This is a genomic window from Corynebacterium marquesiae, from assembly GCF_030229635.1.
Lineage (GTDB): Bacteria > Actinomycetota > Actinomycetes > Mycobacteriales > Mycobacteriaceae > Corynebacterium > Corynebacterium marquesiae.
The window spans coordinates 17,423-33,345 of record NZ_JASPII010000013.1 but is presented as its reverse complement, the minus strand read 5'-3'; the positions used below and the strand labels follow the sequence as shown (position 1 = coordinate 33,345).

General features: G+C 62.4%; 13 protein-coding genes. 6 read left to right on the top strand and 7 right to left on the bottom strand.

Going from position 1 to position 15,923, the window contains the following annotated elements; translation table 11 throughout:
- The first annotated feature begins 53 nt into the window (after positions 1-53).
- Complete coding sequence (gene lysS, locus QP971_RS08970) at positions 54-1,631, top strand: lysine--tRNA ligase (protein WP_284811446.1); 1,578 nt, start codon at positions 54-56, stop codon at positions 1,629-1,631.
- A 61-nt stretch (positions 1,632-1,692) separates the two neighbouring features.
- Here the strand turns inward: lysS and crtI are convergent, their stop codons facing one another.
- From crtI to QP971_RS08950, 4 genes are all read right to left on the bottom strand, one after another.
- Complete coding sequence (gene crtI, locus QP971_RS08965) at positions 1,693-3,222, bottom strand: phytoene desaturase family protein (RefSeq protein ID WP_284811444.1); 1,530 nt, start codon at positions 3,220-3,222, stop codon at positions 1,693-1,695.
- A gap of 10 nt (positions 3,223-3,232) precedes the next feature.
- A complete protein-coding gene (locus QP971_RS08960) occupies positions 3,233-4,108 on the bottom strand; it encodes a phytoene/squalene synthase family protein (protein WP_284787316.1) in 876 nt (291 codons plus the stop codon).
- 35 nt (positions 4,109-4,143) lie between these two features.
- Positions 4,144-4,776 (bottom strand): Abi family protein, encoded by a 633-nt coding sequence (locus QP971_RS08955; RefSeq protein WP_239273339.1) that lies wholly within the window; start codon positions 4,774-4,776, stop codon positions 4,144-4,146.
- Between the two features lie 78 nt (positions 4,777-4,854).
- Positions 4,855-6,291 carry a GuaB1 family IMP dehydrogenase-related protein gene (locus QP971_RS08950; RefSeq protein WP_239273338.1) on the bottom strand — a complete coding sequence of 479 codons (1,437 nt, stop codon included), beginning with the start codon at positions 6,289-6,291 and terminating at the stop codon, positions 4,855-4,857.
- Between the two features lie 112 nt (positions 6,292-6,403).
- Here QP971_RS08950 and QP971_RS08945 point away from each other — a divergent pair, with 112 nt between their 5' ends.
- Complete coding sequence (locus tag QP971_RS08945; protein WP_284811442.1) at positions 6,404-7,825, top strand: MDR family MFS transporter; 1,422 nt, start codon at positions 6,404-6,406, stop codon at positions 7,823-7,825.
- Positions 7,826-7,880: 55 nt separating this feature from the next.
- Here the strand turns inward: QP971_RS08945 and QP971_RS08940 are convergent, their stop codons facing one another.
- Positions 7,881-9,065 (bottom strand): serine/threonine protein kinase, encoded by a 1,185-nt coding sequence (locus QP971_RS08940; protein ID WP_284811440.1) that lies wholly within the window; start codon positions 9,063-9,065, stop codon positions 7,881-7,883.
- Positions 9,066-9,284: 219 nt separating this feature from the next.
- Between QP971_RS08940 and QP971_RS08935 the strand changes: the two genes are divergently transcribed.
- Positions 9,285-12,047, top strand: coding sequence for an ATP-dependent Clp protease ATP-binding subunit (locus QP971_RS08935; protein ID WP_284811438.1), 2,763 nt, complete (start codon positions 9,285-9,287; stop codon positions 12,045-12,047).
- Between the two features lie 99 nt (positions 12,048-12,146).
- Here QP971_RS08935 and QP971_RS08930 read toward each other — a convergent pair whose 3' ends face one another.
- On the bottom strand, positions 12,147-13,343 hold the full coding sequence (locus tag QP971_RS08930; RefSeq protein WP_284791250.1) for a lipase family protein: 1,197 nt from the start codon (positions 13,341-13,343) through the stop codon (positions 12,147-12,149).
- 73 nt (positions 13,344-13,416) lie between these two features.
- Between QP971_RS08930 and QP971_RS08925 the strand changes: the two genes are divergently transcribed.
- Positions 13,417-13,587: a DUF4236 domain-containing protein gene (locus QP971_RS08925; protein WP_080970400.1), complete on the top strand. Its 171-nt coding sequence runs from the start codon at positions 13,417-13,419 to the stop codon at positions 13,585-13,587.
- Between the two features lie 56 nt (positions 13,588-13,643).
- Here QP971_RS08925 and QP971_RS08920 read toward each other — a convergent pair whose 3' ends face one another.
- A complete protein-coding gene (locus QP971_RS08920) occupies positions 13,644-14,504 on the bottom strand; it encodes an iron-sulfur binding domain-containing protein (RefSeq protein ID WP_049377888.1) in 861 nt (286 codons plus the stop codon).
- Positions 14,505-14,539: 35 nt separating this feature from the next.
- Here QP971_RS08920 and QP971_RS08915 point away from each other — a divergent pair, with 35 nt between their 5' ends.
- A complete protein-coding gene (locus QP971_RS08915) occupies positions 14,540-15,154 on the top strand; it encodes a carbonic anhydrase (RefSeq protein ID WP_049377887.1) in 615 nt (204 codons plus the stop codon).
- A gap of 64 nt (positions 15,155-15,218) precedes the next feature.
- The gene (locus tag QP971_RS08910) at positions 15,219-15,923 is read left to right on the top strand and encodes a hypothetical protein (protein WP_284811436.1); all 705 of its coding nucleotides are present in this window, start codon (positions 15,219-15,221) and stop codon (positions 15,921-15,923) included.

Here is a 15,923-nt window from a genome sequence, read left to right as displayed (position 1 = left end):
GTGGCGTGGGCTAAATCGCGTGCTGCGGTGGGGATCGACTACCCTAGGCTAACGTGAGCGAGCAGAAGAATAATGAAGTAAACGATGTCCCTGAGCAGCTGCGCATCCGCCGCGAGAAGCGCGATCGCCTGCTGGAATCCGGCGTAGAGGCCTACCCGGTCACCGTTGAGCGCACCATCTCTTTGAAGGATTTGCGCCACGATTTCCGCGTAGTGGCCGAGGGCGAAGAGCCGGGCACGGAAGAAGGCGTGACCTATCTGGCCCCAGGCGACGAAACCGAGGTAACCCACGCCATTGCCGGCCGCCTTATCTTTATGCGCAATACCGGCAAGCTGTGCTTTGCCACCCTGCAGGATGGCGATGGCACCCAGGTGCAGGCCATGCTTTCCCTAGCGGAGGTGGGCAAGGAGCGCCTCGACGCTTGGAAGTCCGATGTTGACTTGGGCGATTTCATCTCCGTGCGCGGCCGCGTAATTTCCTCCCGCCGCGGCGAGCTGTCCATCATGGTCTCAGAGTGGACCATGGCCGCTAAGTCCCTGCGCCCGCTGCCGGTGTCCTTTGCCGATATGGCAGAAGATACCCGTGTGCGCCAGCGCTATAACGACCTCATTATCCGCGAAGAGGCCCGCAAGAACGCCATGATCCGCGTGAAGGTCATGCGCGCGCTGCGAAACTACCTGGAAAGCCAGGACTTCGTTGAAATCGAGACCCCGATGCTGCAGACCCTGCACGGTGGCGCGGCCGCTCGCCCGTTTATCACCCACTCCAATGCGCTGGATATTGACCTCTACCTGCGCATTGCGCCGGAGCTGTACTTGAAGCGTGCCGTCGTCGGCGGCATTGACCGCGTCTTCGAAATCAACCGTAACTTCCGCAATGAGGGCGTGGACCGCTCCCACTCGCCGGAGTTCGCCATGCTCGAGACCTACGCTGCATGGGGCGACTACGACGATTGTGCCCGCATGACGCGCGAGTCCATCCAGGCCGTAGCGCGCGACGTCTTTGGATCGACCACCGTCACCTTGGCAGATGGCACCGAGTTCGATTTCGGCGGCGAAGAGTGGCCCGAAATCGAGATGTACCCCTCCCTCAATGAGGCCCTACAGCGCAAGTTCCCAGGCCAGCCGGAGGTCACCATCGATACCGACGTCGAAACGCTCAAGGGCATTGCCGACGTCATCGGCCTTGACGTCCCCAAGGACGGCGGCTGGGGCCACGGCAAGTTGGTGGAGGAAATCTGGGAGGTCCTGTGTGAGGACCAGCTGGAAGGTCCCATCTTTGTCAAGAACTTCCCGGTTGAGACCTCCCCGCTGACCCGTCAGCACCGTTCCAAGCCGGGCGTGACCGAGAAGTGGGATCTCTACGTCCGCGGCTTCGAGCTGGCAACCGGCTACTCCGAGCTGGTGGACCCGGTTATCCAGCGCGAGCGTTTTGAGGATCAGGCCCGCCTAGCCGCCGGTGGCGATGACGAGGCCATGGTGCTGGATGAAGACTTCCTTGCCGCAATGGAGCAGGGCATGCCTCCTACAGCTGGCACCGGCATGGGCATGGACCGCCTGTTGATGGCCCTGACCGGCTTGGGCATCCGCGAAACCGTGCTTTTCCCGCTGGTTAAGCCGGAACAGAAGTAGCGCGTAGCGGCCCATCTTTAGCCGTCAGCTCACGTGGCTGGCGGCTTTTGCCGTGCCTGGGCTAGTGCGAAAGCGGCCCGGCGGAAGTATCGCCACGAAGGCGCTTAATAATGTTCTCGGCCGAAATCAGACACATCGGCACGCCCACGCCCGGCACGGTGGTCGCACCGGCGTAGAAGAGTCCATCGACCTTGCGCGAGGCATTGCGCCCGCGCAAAAACGCCGATTGCCGCAGCGTGTGCGCGGGCCCAATAGAACCGGCCGACCAAGCATGGTAGCGCTCAGCAAAATCGGCAGGGCCGAGCGTGCGCTTGACGACGACCCTGTCTACCAAATCCGGCACTCCAGTCGTGGCTGCAATGTGGTTAAGGGCGGCGTCGGCAATCGCGGCAACGCGCTCGGATTCCTCTGCGTGGTAGGCATTGCCGAACCCAGGCGCCTCCGCGGCCGGCACCGGCACCAGAATGAAGAGGTTTTCGTGGCCCGCGGGCGCTACGTTCGGGTCGGTGGCTGAGGTCTTGGACACGTAGATGGACTCCGAGGCACCCAACGGCCGGGAAGGCTCCGGACCGGAATAGACGGCGCGGAAATCCGGATCCCAATCCTGGCTAAAAAGCAGCGTATGGTGTGCTAGTTCTGGCAGCTCGCCCTTCACCCCGGCCAAAACGAGCACGGTGCCCAGGCCCGGATTGCGCCGACCCCAGTAGCGCTCTGGGTAGGTGCGCAGCTGGGGCGGCAAAAGCTGGGTCTCGGTGTGGTGCAAGTCCGCCGCCGACACCACAATATCGGCGTGGATAGCGCCCTTATTCGTGCGCACACCCGTGACCTGCCGGTTGGCGATCTTGATGGAAGTAACCCCCTCGCCCAAGCGGAAGGTGGCGCCAAACTTCCGTGCCTGCCGGTAGATGGCCTGGACCACGGCCGCGAAGCCACCCTGCGGGTAGCGCACGCCCTCCACCAGGTCGGTGTGGCTCATTAAGGAATACAGTGCCGGTGCGGCGGCCGGCTCGGAGGACAAAAAGACCGCCGGGTAACTTAAGATTTGGCGCAGGCGGGCATCAGAAAACGTTCGGCCCACGTACTGCTTTAGGTTTACCGTCAGCAGAGCCATGAGGCGCGAAATCCGGGTGCGGATATCGCGGTGCACCAGGTTCAGCGGCGCGGAGAAGGTGGTGTAAAGGAAGTGCTTAAGCGCCATCTCATAGGTATCGCTGGCCTGCGCCAAGTACGCGCGGACTTTCTCCCCCGCGCCGGGCTCCAGTGACTCGAAAAGCGCGGTGACTTCCTCGATCCCGGAGTGCACGTCCACCGGCGCATCGCCATGAAAGACGCGGTAGGCGGGGGAGAGATCCACTAGATCGAGCTCCGCCTCGGTGGAGGTGCCGCACAGCGCAAAGAAGTGATCGAAAGCCTCGGGCATGAGGTACCACGACGGGCCGGTATCCCAGCGAAAGCCGGCCTCCGCAAAGCTGCCGGCGCGCCCGCCTACCTCATCCAGCGAGTCCACGACGGTGACCTCGTAGCCCTCGCGGCCGAGCAAAGCGGCGGTGGCGAGGCCGGCGATGCCGGCTCCAATAACAACGGCGTGCATGTTGTTCTCCTTAATCTCCGGCTAGGGGCGGGGTCAGGTTGCTGTGGCCGCGACGGCGCACCGCGCGGGCCGCGATCCAGGCCTTGGTGTGGTTCGGCACGGATACTCGCGTGGTGGCAAGTGCTGTAGCCGGAGTGGCGGCGAGGCGATTGGTGAGCTCAGCAAAGATATCCGCCGCCGCGCTCACACCGACCCGCGCAGAAGCCGGGAGCACGTCGATGGTGAGCGCGGCGGTGGCGAGCTCCTGGCGGATCTCTGCGATGAGTGCGGACTTGGTGGCCTCATCAATCCGTCCCGATGGGGCCTGCTGAAAATAGGTTCGGCCCAAAGTGGAGCTATCCTCACCCAGGTCACGCAGGAAATTAATCTTTTGGAAAGCCGATCCCAGCGCGCGGGCGCCGCGCTCCATCGCGGCGCGGTCGGCCGGGGAGACGTCCTCTTCGGCCAAGAAAATTTGCAGGCACAATAACCCAATGACTTCCGCTGAGCCGTAGATATAGTCCTGCAGTTCCGATGGGGAGTACTCGCGCTGGGTCAGATCCGCACGCATGGAGTTAAAGAAGGCAGCAAGGTACTCGCGGTGGAAGCCGCAGCGGCGAGCAGTGATGGCATAAGCGTGCACTATCGGGTCGGTGTGCAGTCGCCGTTGCGGTGCGGCCAAGATGGTCTGTTCGTAGGCGTCCAGCGCGGCGGCGGGGTCGGTGTGGGCTTGTGCTGCGGCGCCGTCGACAAGCTCGTCTGCAATGCGCACCACCGCATACAGGTGGCGGATATCGGCGCGCACCCGTCCGCGCAGAAGCCGCGTGGCCAGGGAAAAGCTGGTGGAGTACTGCCCCATAACCTGCGCGGCCGCGCGGGAGGCCGCTTGGTCATAGCGAGTCAACATATCTGTCAACGTAGCACGTGCTGAGCGGAGGACTTCTAGGGACGCTGGCTTCTTAGCACTCGAACTCTTGACTGTTCGAGTATCCAGGAGGCCGCTTCCGGGGAGATCCAGGAACAAACTTTGTGAAGTGCTGTTGATATGTTGTCCAATTCCTTCTCTTCCATGCCGCGGCAGTCCCTAATGATGGGTTCATGGTGGGCTGCCCTGTTTCGAAAGGTGTAAATGATTTGTACTTGAGCCTCGAAATCCTTTCGGGAAACCCGTGAGGAAAAGGTGGAGTGAAGGCATGGCCATATCGTCGTCTGATAAGTCGTGGTCAACAGGTATCGCCAGAAATCAAAATTTAATTCTGCGATTACCTTTCCTGTGTTCCGATTCTTATTGAAATTGGTGCGTCTCTGGGCTTTTGTTATTGCATTCTTGGATTGGGAAGTGAAAGGAATTTTTGGGGAGTCAAACCACTCGGGGCCGTACTTGGCCGAGAGTGCTGTGTCTATGTGGTTCCTCAGAAGTACCTCAGCGTGCTGAATATCTTCTAGGAATGCCTTCGAGACGCGGGTGTTCCATAGATAAAGAGCCGCCGGGTCAGGATGATCGAGAAACCTTTTCATTCTGGGAGCTGAAAACCATTCAATTAGCTGGCGTTGGGTAGCTGATTGAGGCGTCATGGCTCCCATGGTAGTGTCGCATTTGAAAGCCCCAGAGCGATCCCTGCAGGCCATCTGCACATCACTGGGGTTATTGTTTTAGCGGTTCGTGGCCCGTGGCTGCCCCTCGGCAAAGCCGGCGGCGGACTGCACGCCCACGGTGGCGCGCTCGCGGAAGGCGGCTAGGGAATCGGCACCGGCGTAGGTACACGAGGAACGCACGCCAGAGACAATCCGGTCCACCAGGTGCTCCACGCCGCCGTGCTCGGGGTCGAGATAGATGCGAGAGGTAGAAATGCCCTCTTCGAACATCTCGCGGCGGGCGCGCTCAAAGGCCTCGGTATCGGAATTGCGGCCGCGCACCGCCCGGCGCGACGCCATACCGAAGGATTCTTTATAAAAGGCGCCGTCGGCATCCTTGTGCAGGTCACCTGGGGATTCAAAGGTGCCGGCGAACCAGGAGCCGATCATGACATTGGAGGCACCTGCGGCAAGTGCGAGGGCGACATCGCGCGGGTCGCGCACGCCGCCGTCGGCCCAAACGTGGGCGCCTACCTCGCGGGCGGCCGCAGCACACTCTAGGACGGCCGAGAACTGCGGGCGGCCCACGCCTGTCTGCATGCGGGTGGTGCACATCGCGCCCGGGCCCACACCGACCTTGATAATGTCCGCGCCGGCCGCGGCCAGCTCGCGCACGCCCTCGGCCGTGACGATATTGCCGGCAGCGATGGGAAGCCCCAGTTCCAGCGCGTTGACCTTGCGCAGCGCGGTAAGCATGCTTTCCTGGTGGCCGTGGGCGGTATCGATGACGAGGACGTCAGCACCGGCCTCCGCCAGGGCGCGGGCGCGGCCTTCCACATCACCGTTGATGCCCACCGCAGCACCGATGTGTAAGCGGCCTTGCTTGTCGACGCCCGGCCTGTACATCTTCGCCCTCACCGCGCCCTTCCTCGTGAGGATTCCGGCCAAGGTGCCATCCGGGTTGACCACTGGCGCCAGCTTGCGGGAGGTTTTGCGCAGCTTGGTAAAAGCCTCCTGTGGGTCAATGCCCACCGGCAGCGTGACCAAGTCGGTGGTCATCAATTGACCGACAGCGGTGAAGTTATCCTGCCCACGCAGGTCCTTCGGGGTGATGATGCCGATGGGCATGTCTCCCTCGACCACGATGGCGGCACCATGGGCGCGCTTGTGCAAAAGGTTGCTGGTATAGCCCACGGTGTGGTGCGGCTTGACGGTAATTGGGGTGTCATAGACCAAGTCCGCCGCCTTCACAGAGGCGATGGTTTCTGCGGCCGCTTCTAAGGAGAGGTCCTGTGGCAGGATGGTCAGCCCGCCGCGCCGGGCGATGGTCTCGGCCATGCGGCGCCCGGCCACGGCGGTCATATTGGCCACGATGAGCGGAATGGTATTCCCGGTGCCGTCCTCAGTGGTGAGGTCTACCGACTGGCGCGAGCCCACCTCGGAGTGGCTCGGGACCATAAATACGTCGGAGTAGGTCAATTCGTACGGCGGGTGGGAATCGTTGAGAAAACGCACTGGGGTGTACCTCGCTTTAGGCTCGGGTGGCGCGGTCTCACCGCGCGGATGAAGACACTAAAACTATACTCCTCGACTTTCCCCGCACCCGCGGCCTCAGTATCCTGTCTGGGTGTCTCAGAAACCAGATCCCCACATTTCCGCAGAGGTAAAAATCAACCTCACCATCCTCGTCCTCGGCGCGATGGTGATGATCCTGAACGAGACCGCCCTGTCGGTGGCGCTGCCCACCATCATGGCGGACTTCGGCATCCCCGCGACCTCTGCCCAGTGGCTGCTTACCGGTTTCCTCCTCACCATGGGCGTGGTCATCCCGACCACCGGCTTTCTCATGGATAAGTTCACCACCCGGCAGATCTTCTTGGCATCGTCGGGCGTATTTCTTGCCGGTACGGTGCTGGCGGGGCTTGCCCCGGCCTTCGGCGTGCTGTTGGTGGGGCGCGTATTCCAGGCGGCTGGCACCGCCTTGATGATCCCTACACTGATGACGGTGGCGATGACCCTCGTCCCTCCGCAGCGCCGCGGCAGCGTGATGGGCATTATCTCCGTGGTGATCTCCGTGGCTCCGGCGCTCGGGCCCACTGTAGGTGGCTTCGTGTTGAGCATGTCTAGCTGGCACGTCATCTTCTGGACCATGGTGCCGCTGCTCGGCCTCATCTGCGCCGCCGGCTATTTCCGCCTAGTCAACGTGGGAGATAAGCGCGATACCCCGCTGGATTTCCCGTCCGTCGTCCTGTCCGTCATCGCCTTTGGCGGGTTGGTCTACGCCGTATCGTCCCTGGAAAACATGCTGGAGGGCGAAGGCCTGGTAGACATCGTCGTTCTCATCGTTGGTCTCGTGGCTTTGGCGCTTTTCACCCGCCGCCAGCTGCGCCTGGCAAAAGACAATCGCGCTCTTTTGGACATGCGCCCGTTTACGGTTCCCAACTTCACCGTAGCGGTACTGGGCATGCTGCTCATGTTTGGGCTATTGCTCGGCGTGGTCAATATCTTGCCCATCTACCTGCAGACCTCCCTGGCGGTAAGCTCGCTGGTAACCGGGCTCGTCGTCATGCCTGGCGGCTTGCTCCAAGGCGGCATCTCGCCGATGGTTGGCCGCCTCTATGACGTCCACGGGCCCCGCCCGCTCATGATCCCAGGCGCCCTCCTCCTCGCCGCGGGCACGTGGCTGATGACCTTGCTCAACGAGGACAGTGCGGTATGGATGGTCATTGGCATGCACATCCTCTTTGCGCTGGGCATCGCGCTTATGATGACGCCGCTGATGACGACGTCCCTGGCCTCCCTGCCAGACGAGCTCTACTCGCACGGCTCCGCCATCCTCAATACCCTGCAGCAGCTGGCGGGCGCGGCCGGCACTGCCTTCCTGATGACGTTCCTGACCCGTGGCACCAAGTCCGGTGCGGCCCAAGGTATGAACGAGGCAGCCGCGACGGCTCACGGGGCGCACTGGGCCTTCCTTTTTGCCGGCGTGCTTTCGCTGGTGGTCGTTGTGCTCGCTCCGTTCCTCAAGCGCGTGCCCTCCGCGGAATAGGCACAAGGACAAAATAAAGGCCCGCACCAGCGGGCCTTTAACTTTCGGGCGCGAGTTAAGAGGCGCACAGCGGCAGGTTCAGCCGCTCCTCTTCAGCCTTATCGCCCCACACCAGGAATGCGGACTGGGTGCCTTCCACGGCCATCACGTAGGTCGGAACATCCGCGGTGGTCTCAAAGCTTTGGATAGTGCACTGATCATTGGAAAGCTCGACCGGTTCGGCGTCGGGAAGCATGGCATCGCGCTCCTCCACGCTGGGGTAGTAGGTCACGATGTAGTTGAACCCATCGCCCACGCAGGAAATTTTGGCCTCCTGGCCAGGCTCCGGCTCGCGCGAGGAGCACTTAGCCCCATCGAAGCCGTCCTGGCCGCTGCGGGAGCCCACCAAGTCCGGATACGCATCCGCGAGGTTTTGCTCCTTATCATTCCAGCTGGGGTGGGACAGGAAGAACCACAGCGCGGCCGCAGCAGCAATCGCGGCCACCGCCAGCACCGTGATGAGCGCAATAAGCCCGCCCTTGCCCTTCTTCTTCGGGGCGGGTGCCATGGGTTGGGCCATCGGTTGCGGCTGCGGTTGTTGCGGCGGGGCGAACTGCTGTTGAGGGCGCGGCTCTGGCTCCTGCACGCGCGGAATCTGCGCGGTATCGAATTCGCGCTGCGGGCGCAGTTGAGCCATCACATCCTTGGCGCTCTCCGCCGTGCCAGTAGGCTTGTATTCTGGGCATTTGCGGGCAATGAGCTCTTCAAACGCCACCACTGCATCGCCGTGCTCTTCGCCGGACGGACCGGCCGCAGCCAGCACCGAAACCTGGCGTTGCTTATCGACGCCCACCCGGGCCTCCCTTAGCCCATGCACCGCAAAATCAGCCCGATTACGCGACACTAAGAAGTCCACCGCACTCGCCAGCGGACCAAAGACGTCGGCAGCCTCCTCGCGGCTGAGATTACTGGGCAGCTCAGAAAGCTGGGTTCCGGAAGCCCCTTCGCGCACGATGAATTCCTGCCCGTCCGCGGTGGTGCCCGTGCCCACCAGCGGCGCGATGGCTGGGTGGCGCAACCCATGCAGTGCCGTGGACTTGTCCACCACACCGGTAATTTCCGGCGCGAAGATTTCCACGCTTAGCTGCTGGTGCGTGGTTCCATCTTCGACCGCAAAGAGGATAGACGATGGAGCCTCATCCAACACGGCCAATTCGTGCAGGTTGTGCTGGGTGGCAAAGAACTCAGGAAGCTGGGGCACGGTCGCGACGTCCTTTAATAGTGGGGAGGGGCAGGGAACGATAAAACGATTCTAGATTACATGCCCATGCCCCTGTTCGCTACCGGCGTACACCCGTGTGAGCTGCGCATATGGTGGATTCTGGCGGTATTGCGGGCATCTGGGAACAAAACCGGAAATTATCGGCGGACTGCCGCGTTAGAGTGGGTATCACATTAGAAGCGAAAGTATAGGGGAATCATGTTCGAGAGGTTTACCGATCGTGCTCGCCGCGTCATCGTTTTGGCGCAGGAAGAAGCACGCATGCTTAACCACAATTACATCGGCACCGAGCACATCCTGCTCGGCCTTATCCATGAGGGCGAAGGCGTAGCCGCCAAGGCGCTGGAATCCATGGGTATCTCCCTGGAGGATGTCCGCCGCGAGGTCGAGGAAATCATCGGCCAGGGCAGCCAGCCACACACCGGTCACATCCCCTTTACCCCACGCGCCAAGAAGGTCTTGGAGCTTTCCCTGCGCGAAGGCTTGCAGATGGGACACAAGTACATCGGTACTGAGTTCTTGCTATTGGGTCTCATTCGCGAGGGCGACGGCGTTGCCGCCCAGGTGCTGACCAAGCTCGGCGCCGATCTGCCGCGCGTGCGCCAGCAGGTTATCCAGCTGCTGTCCGGTTATGAGGGCGGCCAGCGGGAGGGTGGTTCCTCCAACGGCCAGGGAGCCGGTCCGGTCGGCGCGGGTGCTGGTGCCGGCGCGGGCGGCCGTGGTGGCTCCGGCGGTTCCGGCGAGCGTTCCAATTCCCTGGTGCTCGACCAGTTCGGCCGCAACCTCACCCAGGCTGCTAAGGACGGCAAGCTCGATCCGGTCGTCGGCCGTGAGTCCGAGGTAGAGCGCATCATGCAGGTGCTGTCTCGCCGTACGAAGAATAACCCGGTCCTCATCGGTGAGCCGGGCGTTGGTAAGACCGCCGTCGTCGAGGGCTTGGCGCTCGACATCGTCAATGGCAAGGTTCCGGAGACCCTTAAGGACAAGCAGCTTTACTCGCTCGACTTGGGCTCCCTGGTTGCTGGCTCCCGTTACCGCGGTGACTTTGAAGAACGCCTGAAGAAGGTGCTCAAGGAGATTAACCAGCGCGGCGACATCATCTTGTTCATCGATGAGATCCACACCCTGGTTGGTGCTGGTGCTGCCGAAGGCGCCATCGATGCCGCCTCGCTGCTCAAGCCGAAGCTGGCTCGTGGCGAGCTGCAGACCATCGGTGCTACGACCCTTGAGGAATACCGCAAGCACATCGAAAAGGATGCCGCCCTGGAGCGCCGCTTCCAGCCAGTCAAGGTGGAAGAGCCTTCCCTGGATGACACCTTCTTGATCCTGAAGGGCCTGCGCGATAAGTACGAGGCGCACCACCGCGTGTCCTACACCGATGAGGCGCTGCATGCTGCAGCTTCCCTCTCGGATCGCTACATCAATGACCGTTTCTTGCCGGATAAGGCCGTTGACCTCCTTGATGAGGCTGGCGCTCGTATGCGCATCAAGCGCATGACCGCGCCGAAGGGCCTGCGTGAGGTCGATGACCGCATCGCTGAGGTCCGCAAGGAAAAGGAAGCGGCCATCGATGCCCAGGACTTTGAGAAGGCAGCCGGCCTGCGCGATAAGGAGCGCAAGCTGGGCGAGGAGCGCGCGGAAAAGGAAAAGCAATGGCGCTCCGGCGACCTTGAGGAAATTGCCGAGGTGGGCGAGGACCAGATCGCCGAGGTTCTGGCGCACTGGACCGGCATCCCGGTGCTGAAGCTGACGGAGAAGGAATCCAACCGTCTGCTCAACATGGAAGAGGAGCTGCACAAGCGCATCATTGGCCAGGACGAGGCGGTCAAGTCCGTCTCCCGCGCCATCCGCCGCACCCGTGCAGGCCTCAAGGATCCGCGCCGTCCATCCGGTTCCTTCATCTTCGCCGGCCCGTCCGGTGTGGGTAAGACCGAGCTGTCGAAGTCCCTGGCTAACTTCCTCTTCGGTTCGGATGATGACCTCATCCAGATCGACATGGGTGAGTTCCACGATCGCTTCACCGCGTCCCGCCTCTTCGGTGCCCCTCCGGGATACGTTGGCTACGAAGAGGGTGGCCAGCTGACCGAGAAGGTTCGCCGCAAGCCGTTCTCCGTCGTGCTTTTCGATGAGATCGAGAAGGCCCACAAGGAGATTTACAACACCCTCCTGCAGGTGCTGGAAGATGGCCGGCTTACCGACGGCCAGGGGCGTGTCGTCGACTTCAAGAACACCGTACTTATCTTCACCTCGAACCTGGGCACGCAGGACATCTCGAAGCCGGTGGGCTTGGGCTTTACTGGTTCCTCCGAAAACGATGCGGATGCCCAGTACGACCGGATGAAGCAGAAGGTCAACGACGAGCTGAAGAAGCACTTCCGCCCAGAGTTCTTGAACCGTATCGATGACATCGTCGTCTTCCACCAGCTCACCCAGGAGCAGATTGTGGAGATGGTCGAGCTGCTCATCGGCCGCGTGGCCAAGCAGCTGGATGAGCGCGATATGGGCATCGAGCTCACGCAGAAGGCCAAAGACCTGCTGGCTAAGCGCGGCTTTGACCCAGTATTGGGTGCTCGTCCGCTGCGCCGCACCATCCAGCGCGAGATTGAGGATCAGCTCTCCGAGAAGATCCTCTTCGGCGAAATCGGCGCCGGCGAGATCATCACCGTCGACGTCGAGGGCTGGGACGGCGAGTCCAAGGACAACACGGGCGCGAAGTTCACCTTCAGCCCGCGCCCGAAGCCTCTGCCGGAGGACACCGAGGAGCCGCAGCTTGACGACGCCGAGGTGCGCGAAAACGACGCCGACTCCACCGATGCCGGCGAGCCCGACACCATGACACCGGATGTTCCGGGCGATGGCGACTCCACCGCCGCCGGAACCGACCTAGAGTCCGGCTCCGGTTCCGACTCCGATGATGACGGCCACAACCCGCCGCCAGCAGGCGCCGGCCAGCCGATGTAATTCGGTCCAACGGTTAAAGCCGCCCAAGTACTCGCTATCTGGCGAGAGCTTGGGCGGCTGTCCTATTTCAGGAGCCCTTGGCATCAACAGGCTCGGTGCTTAGGCAGCGCAGTTACTGGGTGCAGGCTTGCCGTTGAAGCGGTCCAAGAGATATCGTAGCCCGACCGGCATCTCCAGATACAGGGGCACGGCGTGGTCTACGCCGGTGCGCGGAATCGTAGACGTACCGGGTGCGGCGATGAAGTCGATGGTCCCTCCCATGGAGCAGTACGCTCCGGCTGTCCGGCGCACTTGGTCATGGGAGATCAAGTCATCGTCCGGTGAGCTGGCCATCATTACCGGTGCATTTGGTACCTGTTTGCCCAAATTCTGTCGCATTAGGGTTTCCTTGATGACGGGCTTGCGCTCGACAATTTCGGACAAGGACTCACCCGTTCGGGTAAGGCGCCGAGTATCGGTAAAGCCCCATGTCAGTACCGAGTCACCCACGCAGCTCGTGGCAGCCGAACGCAGGAAGTCGATTCCCCGCGGGTTGAACTCCTCTAGTACCGCATCACGGAATTCGGGGCTGCGCTCAGCAAAGCCATTAATGGCATAGCCCAGCACATGAGAAATGGCCGATCCATCAATGCTGCGCATGGTCTCCGGAAGGTCAGTAGGTGGAGCGCCAGCATAAGTACCCACCACGTTTAACTCAGGTGCGTAGCTTTCGGCATATTCCGCTGCCGAGAGCGAGGCGCCGCCACCCTGCGAATAACCTGCAAAGCCGAGCGGTGCATCTGCGGGCGCATGGGCGAGGGAAAGGCCGGAGCGAGCGGCGTCGAGAAGCGCGTGCGCTTCTTCAATGTGGTTTACATACGTGTGGTGTCCAGGCATACCCAACCCAATAAGATCGGCGACGATAACGCGTGCCCCGCGCCGCAGCGCCATCATGTAAAAGGAGTATTCGTAGCTCACGTTAATAGTGGGAGAGCCGACCTTGCTCAGGCCGACGGAACCGACCTGCATGCCCGCGCGCGAGGGCGCACACTGATCGCCTTGGCCACGGGTGCTCGGCCCAAAGACGATAGTGGGCCGCGTGCCCTTGCCGCGCCACGGCGCGGTAGGCTCGTACAAGGTAGCCGAGGCCTGAACCGGTTTTCCGGCATCCGTGGTGGTGTCGTAGGTAAATACTTGTGCGCGGGCGACCGATTCCTCCAGGTGCGGCGCGGGCCGGGCGGAGGTTACCTCCGCATTTGCGGCCGGCGGCAGCAGGAGGGAGCCGAGGATTAGTGAACAAATTGTGAGGAGTCTCATACAAATCTTTTCCATGCCCAAAACCTACTGCGCAGTAGGAACGGTGGAAGTGGAATTGCTAAAATAAATGCTTATGGGACTTCAGTATCGTTCGAGAAAAAAGACCGGCAAAAATAGCTGGATCAACGTCTCCGGATCCGGTGCGTCGATGTCTACCAAGGTGGGGCCGGTCACCTTTAATTCCCGCGGCGGCATGTGGGTGAACCTGCCGGGCGGATTCAATTTCCGCGGCCGCTGGCGTTAATCAGATCACACGCTCTGGATTGCGACCTGCGATTATAGCCGGCCATTATTAACCCTCTAAATGGGTAGGTGGAACAGGCCGGCGTCGTTTTGTTCGGCGAGGCCGTCGGCAAGCAGCGAAGCCAACGCCCGGGAGCGCTGTGCCGCATCGGGCCAGACCACGTCAATCTCGGACTGGGGTACCGGCCGCTCCGCCGCGCGCAGCACGTCCAGAATCTTGCCGCGCACCTGCCGGTCCGTGCCGACGAATTTTTGCACGCGCTTTTTCGCCCGTGCCTGCTCCTCTGCACTGGGCTGCGGCCGGCCAGCGAGCTGCCACGCACAGCTTGCGCGCAGCGGGCACTGCTCGCAGGAAGGATTCTTCGCCGTGCACACCAGCGCTCCCAATTCCATGAGCGCGGCCGAAAAACGCGGCCCATTCTCGGCCGGCAACAGCTCCGCCACGGCCGCTAATTCCCGCTTCGACGGTTGCGGCGCCAAGAACCTACCGTCCTCCGCGCGCGCATACACCCGGCGCACATTGGTATCGACCACCGGCACGTTTATCCCAAAGTGGAAGCACGCCACGGCGCGCGCGGTGTAGTCACCGATGCCCGGCAGGCGCAGCAGCTTATCGACGTCCGCCGGCACTTCACCCTCGCCAATGGCCGCCGCGCACTCCCACAGGCGCAGCGCACGCCGCGGATAGCCCAGCTTGCCCCAGGCACGCAGTACCTCCGCCCGGGTGGCCTGGGCAAAGTCCGCCGGGGTGGGCCAGCGCCGCATCCATTCCTCCCACACCGGAGCCACGCGCGCGACCGGGGTTTGCTGGCTCATGACCTCGCTGAGCAGCACACCCCACGCGCTTGTGCCAGGCCGGCGCCACGGCAGGTCGCGTTCATTGGCATCGAACCAGGAAAGAAGAGCTTGCGAATCCATCGTGGGAGATAGTCTAGGGCATTAGAATGTGGCCTATGCCTTTACGTAATGTTGCCCACGAACCGCAGGCCGTATGGGAGGCCCTTAAGGCGGGAAATCAGCGCGTGCTGGACGGCGAGACCGTCGACGTGCGCGAGATTTATAACCGCGAGGGTCTAACCCATGGTCAGGATCCCCGCGTGGTGGTCATTTCCTGTTCCGATTCCCGCGCCCCTATCGAGCACGTTTTCAATATCGGCTTCGGCGATGCCTTTGTCATCCGCACCGCGGGCCACATTCTTGACGACGCCGTCCTGGCCTCCCTCGACTACGCCCTCGCCGCCCTCAAACCCAACCTGCTGGTGGTCCTCGGCCATCAATCTTGTGGCGCGGTGGGTGCGGCTACCGGTTTCGTGGCCGGCGGCGATCTACCCACCGGCCTGCAGCGACCCATTATCGAGAAGGTCGCTGCCTCCGCGCTGGTGGCAGGTCCTAAGGCCACGACTGACGACGTCGAGCGGGAGCACACCCGCCAGACCGTCGCCCAGCTGGTGGCCAGCGTGCCCAACGTGCGCCGCCTATTGGACGAGGGCGCCTTGGGCGTTGTCGGCGCGCGCTACCTGCTGGAGGACTCCAGCGTGGAAACCCTGCAGACCTTCGGGGTGGAATAACCCAGCCTGACACGCGGCGCCGGCTTAGCGCACCGGCCCGCACCCACCGCTTAAAATTGACAGCGTGACGCAGAAAAAGCCCCTACCTGAAGAGATCTACAAGCGCCGCCGCGTGGCGGCGCTCATCATCGTGCTCGTGCTGGCCGTGGTGCTGATCTGGGCGGCCGTGGCCGCCTTCGGGGGTAGCAGCGATGAGTCGGCCGATACCGCCGCCCCTGCGCCCACGCCGGAGCAGACCTCGTCTTCTGCCGCCCCGGAGACCTCCGAGGCTGCCTCGGAGACAGCTGCAGAGGCCGCGTCCGAGGGGGCATCGGAAAGCAAGGCGGCCGAAAGTGAGCCGTCGAGCGCTGCGCCTGCAAGCTCCGAAGCAGCCAAGAAGACCTGCGATCTCGCGGACCTCCAGGTGCGCACCTCCATGCTGAACTACTCCGTGCCGGAAGGCGAGCTGCCGAAGTTCTTCATGACCGTCACCAACCCCACGGCCGCGGACTGCAAGATCGATCTGGACAAGAACCTGCTGCGCTTCGAGGTCTACAAGATGGCCGATAACCAGCGCGTGTGGTCCGATACGGATTGCTATGCCTCTGTGCAGACCGGCTCGCAGACCTTCCCGGCCGGCAAGGACGTGAAATTCGAGGCCGAGTGGTCCCGCCAGGCTTCCAAGCCGGGCGAGTGCACCGACCGCCCCGTGGCCGAACCTGGGGCCTACTTCGCCCACACCGTCATCGGCGATAACTCTTCGCCGCCGCAGGACTTCACGCTGCGCTAG

What these genes read in the sequence shown, in the direction of transcription:
- QP971_RS08960 (WP_284787316.1), bottom strand. Translation starts at nt 4,108, where the DNA reads ATGTTGACTCGCTATGACCAAGCGGCCTCCCGCGCGGCCGCGCAGGTT.
- QP971_RS08925 (WP_080970400.1), top strand. Translation starts at nt 13,417, where the DNA reads ATGGGACTTCAGTATCGTTCGAGAAAAAAGACCGGCAAAAATAGCTGG.
- QP971_RS08930 (WP_284791250.1), bottom strand. Translation starts at nt 13,343, where the DNA reads ATGAGACTCCTCACAATTTGTTCACTAATCCTCGGCTCCCTCCTGCTG.
- QP971_RS08915 (WP_049377887.1), top strand. Translation starts at nt 14,540, where the DNA reads ATGCCTTTACGTAATGTTGCCCACGAACCGCAGGCCGTATGGGAGGCC.
- crtI (WP_284811444.1), bottom strand. Translation starts at nt 3,222, where the DNA reads ATGCACGCCGTTGTTATTGGAGCCGGCATCGCCGGCCTCGCCACCGCC.
- QP971_RS08920 (WP_049377888.1), bottom strand. Translation starts at nt 14,504, where the DNA reads ATGGATTCGCAAGCTCTTCTTTCCTGGTTCGATGCCAATGAACGCGAC.
- QP971_RS08935 (WP_284811438.1), top strand. Translation starts at nt 9,285, where the DNA reads ATGTTCGAGAGGTTTACCGATCGTGCTCGCCGCGTCATCGTTTTGGCG.
- QP971_RS08955 (WP_239273339.1), bottom strand. Translation starts at nt 4,776, where the DNA reads ATGACGCCTCAATCAGCTACCCAACGCCAGCTAATTGAATGGTTTTCA.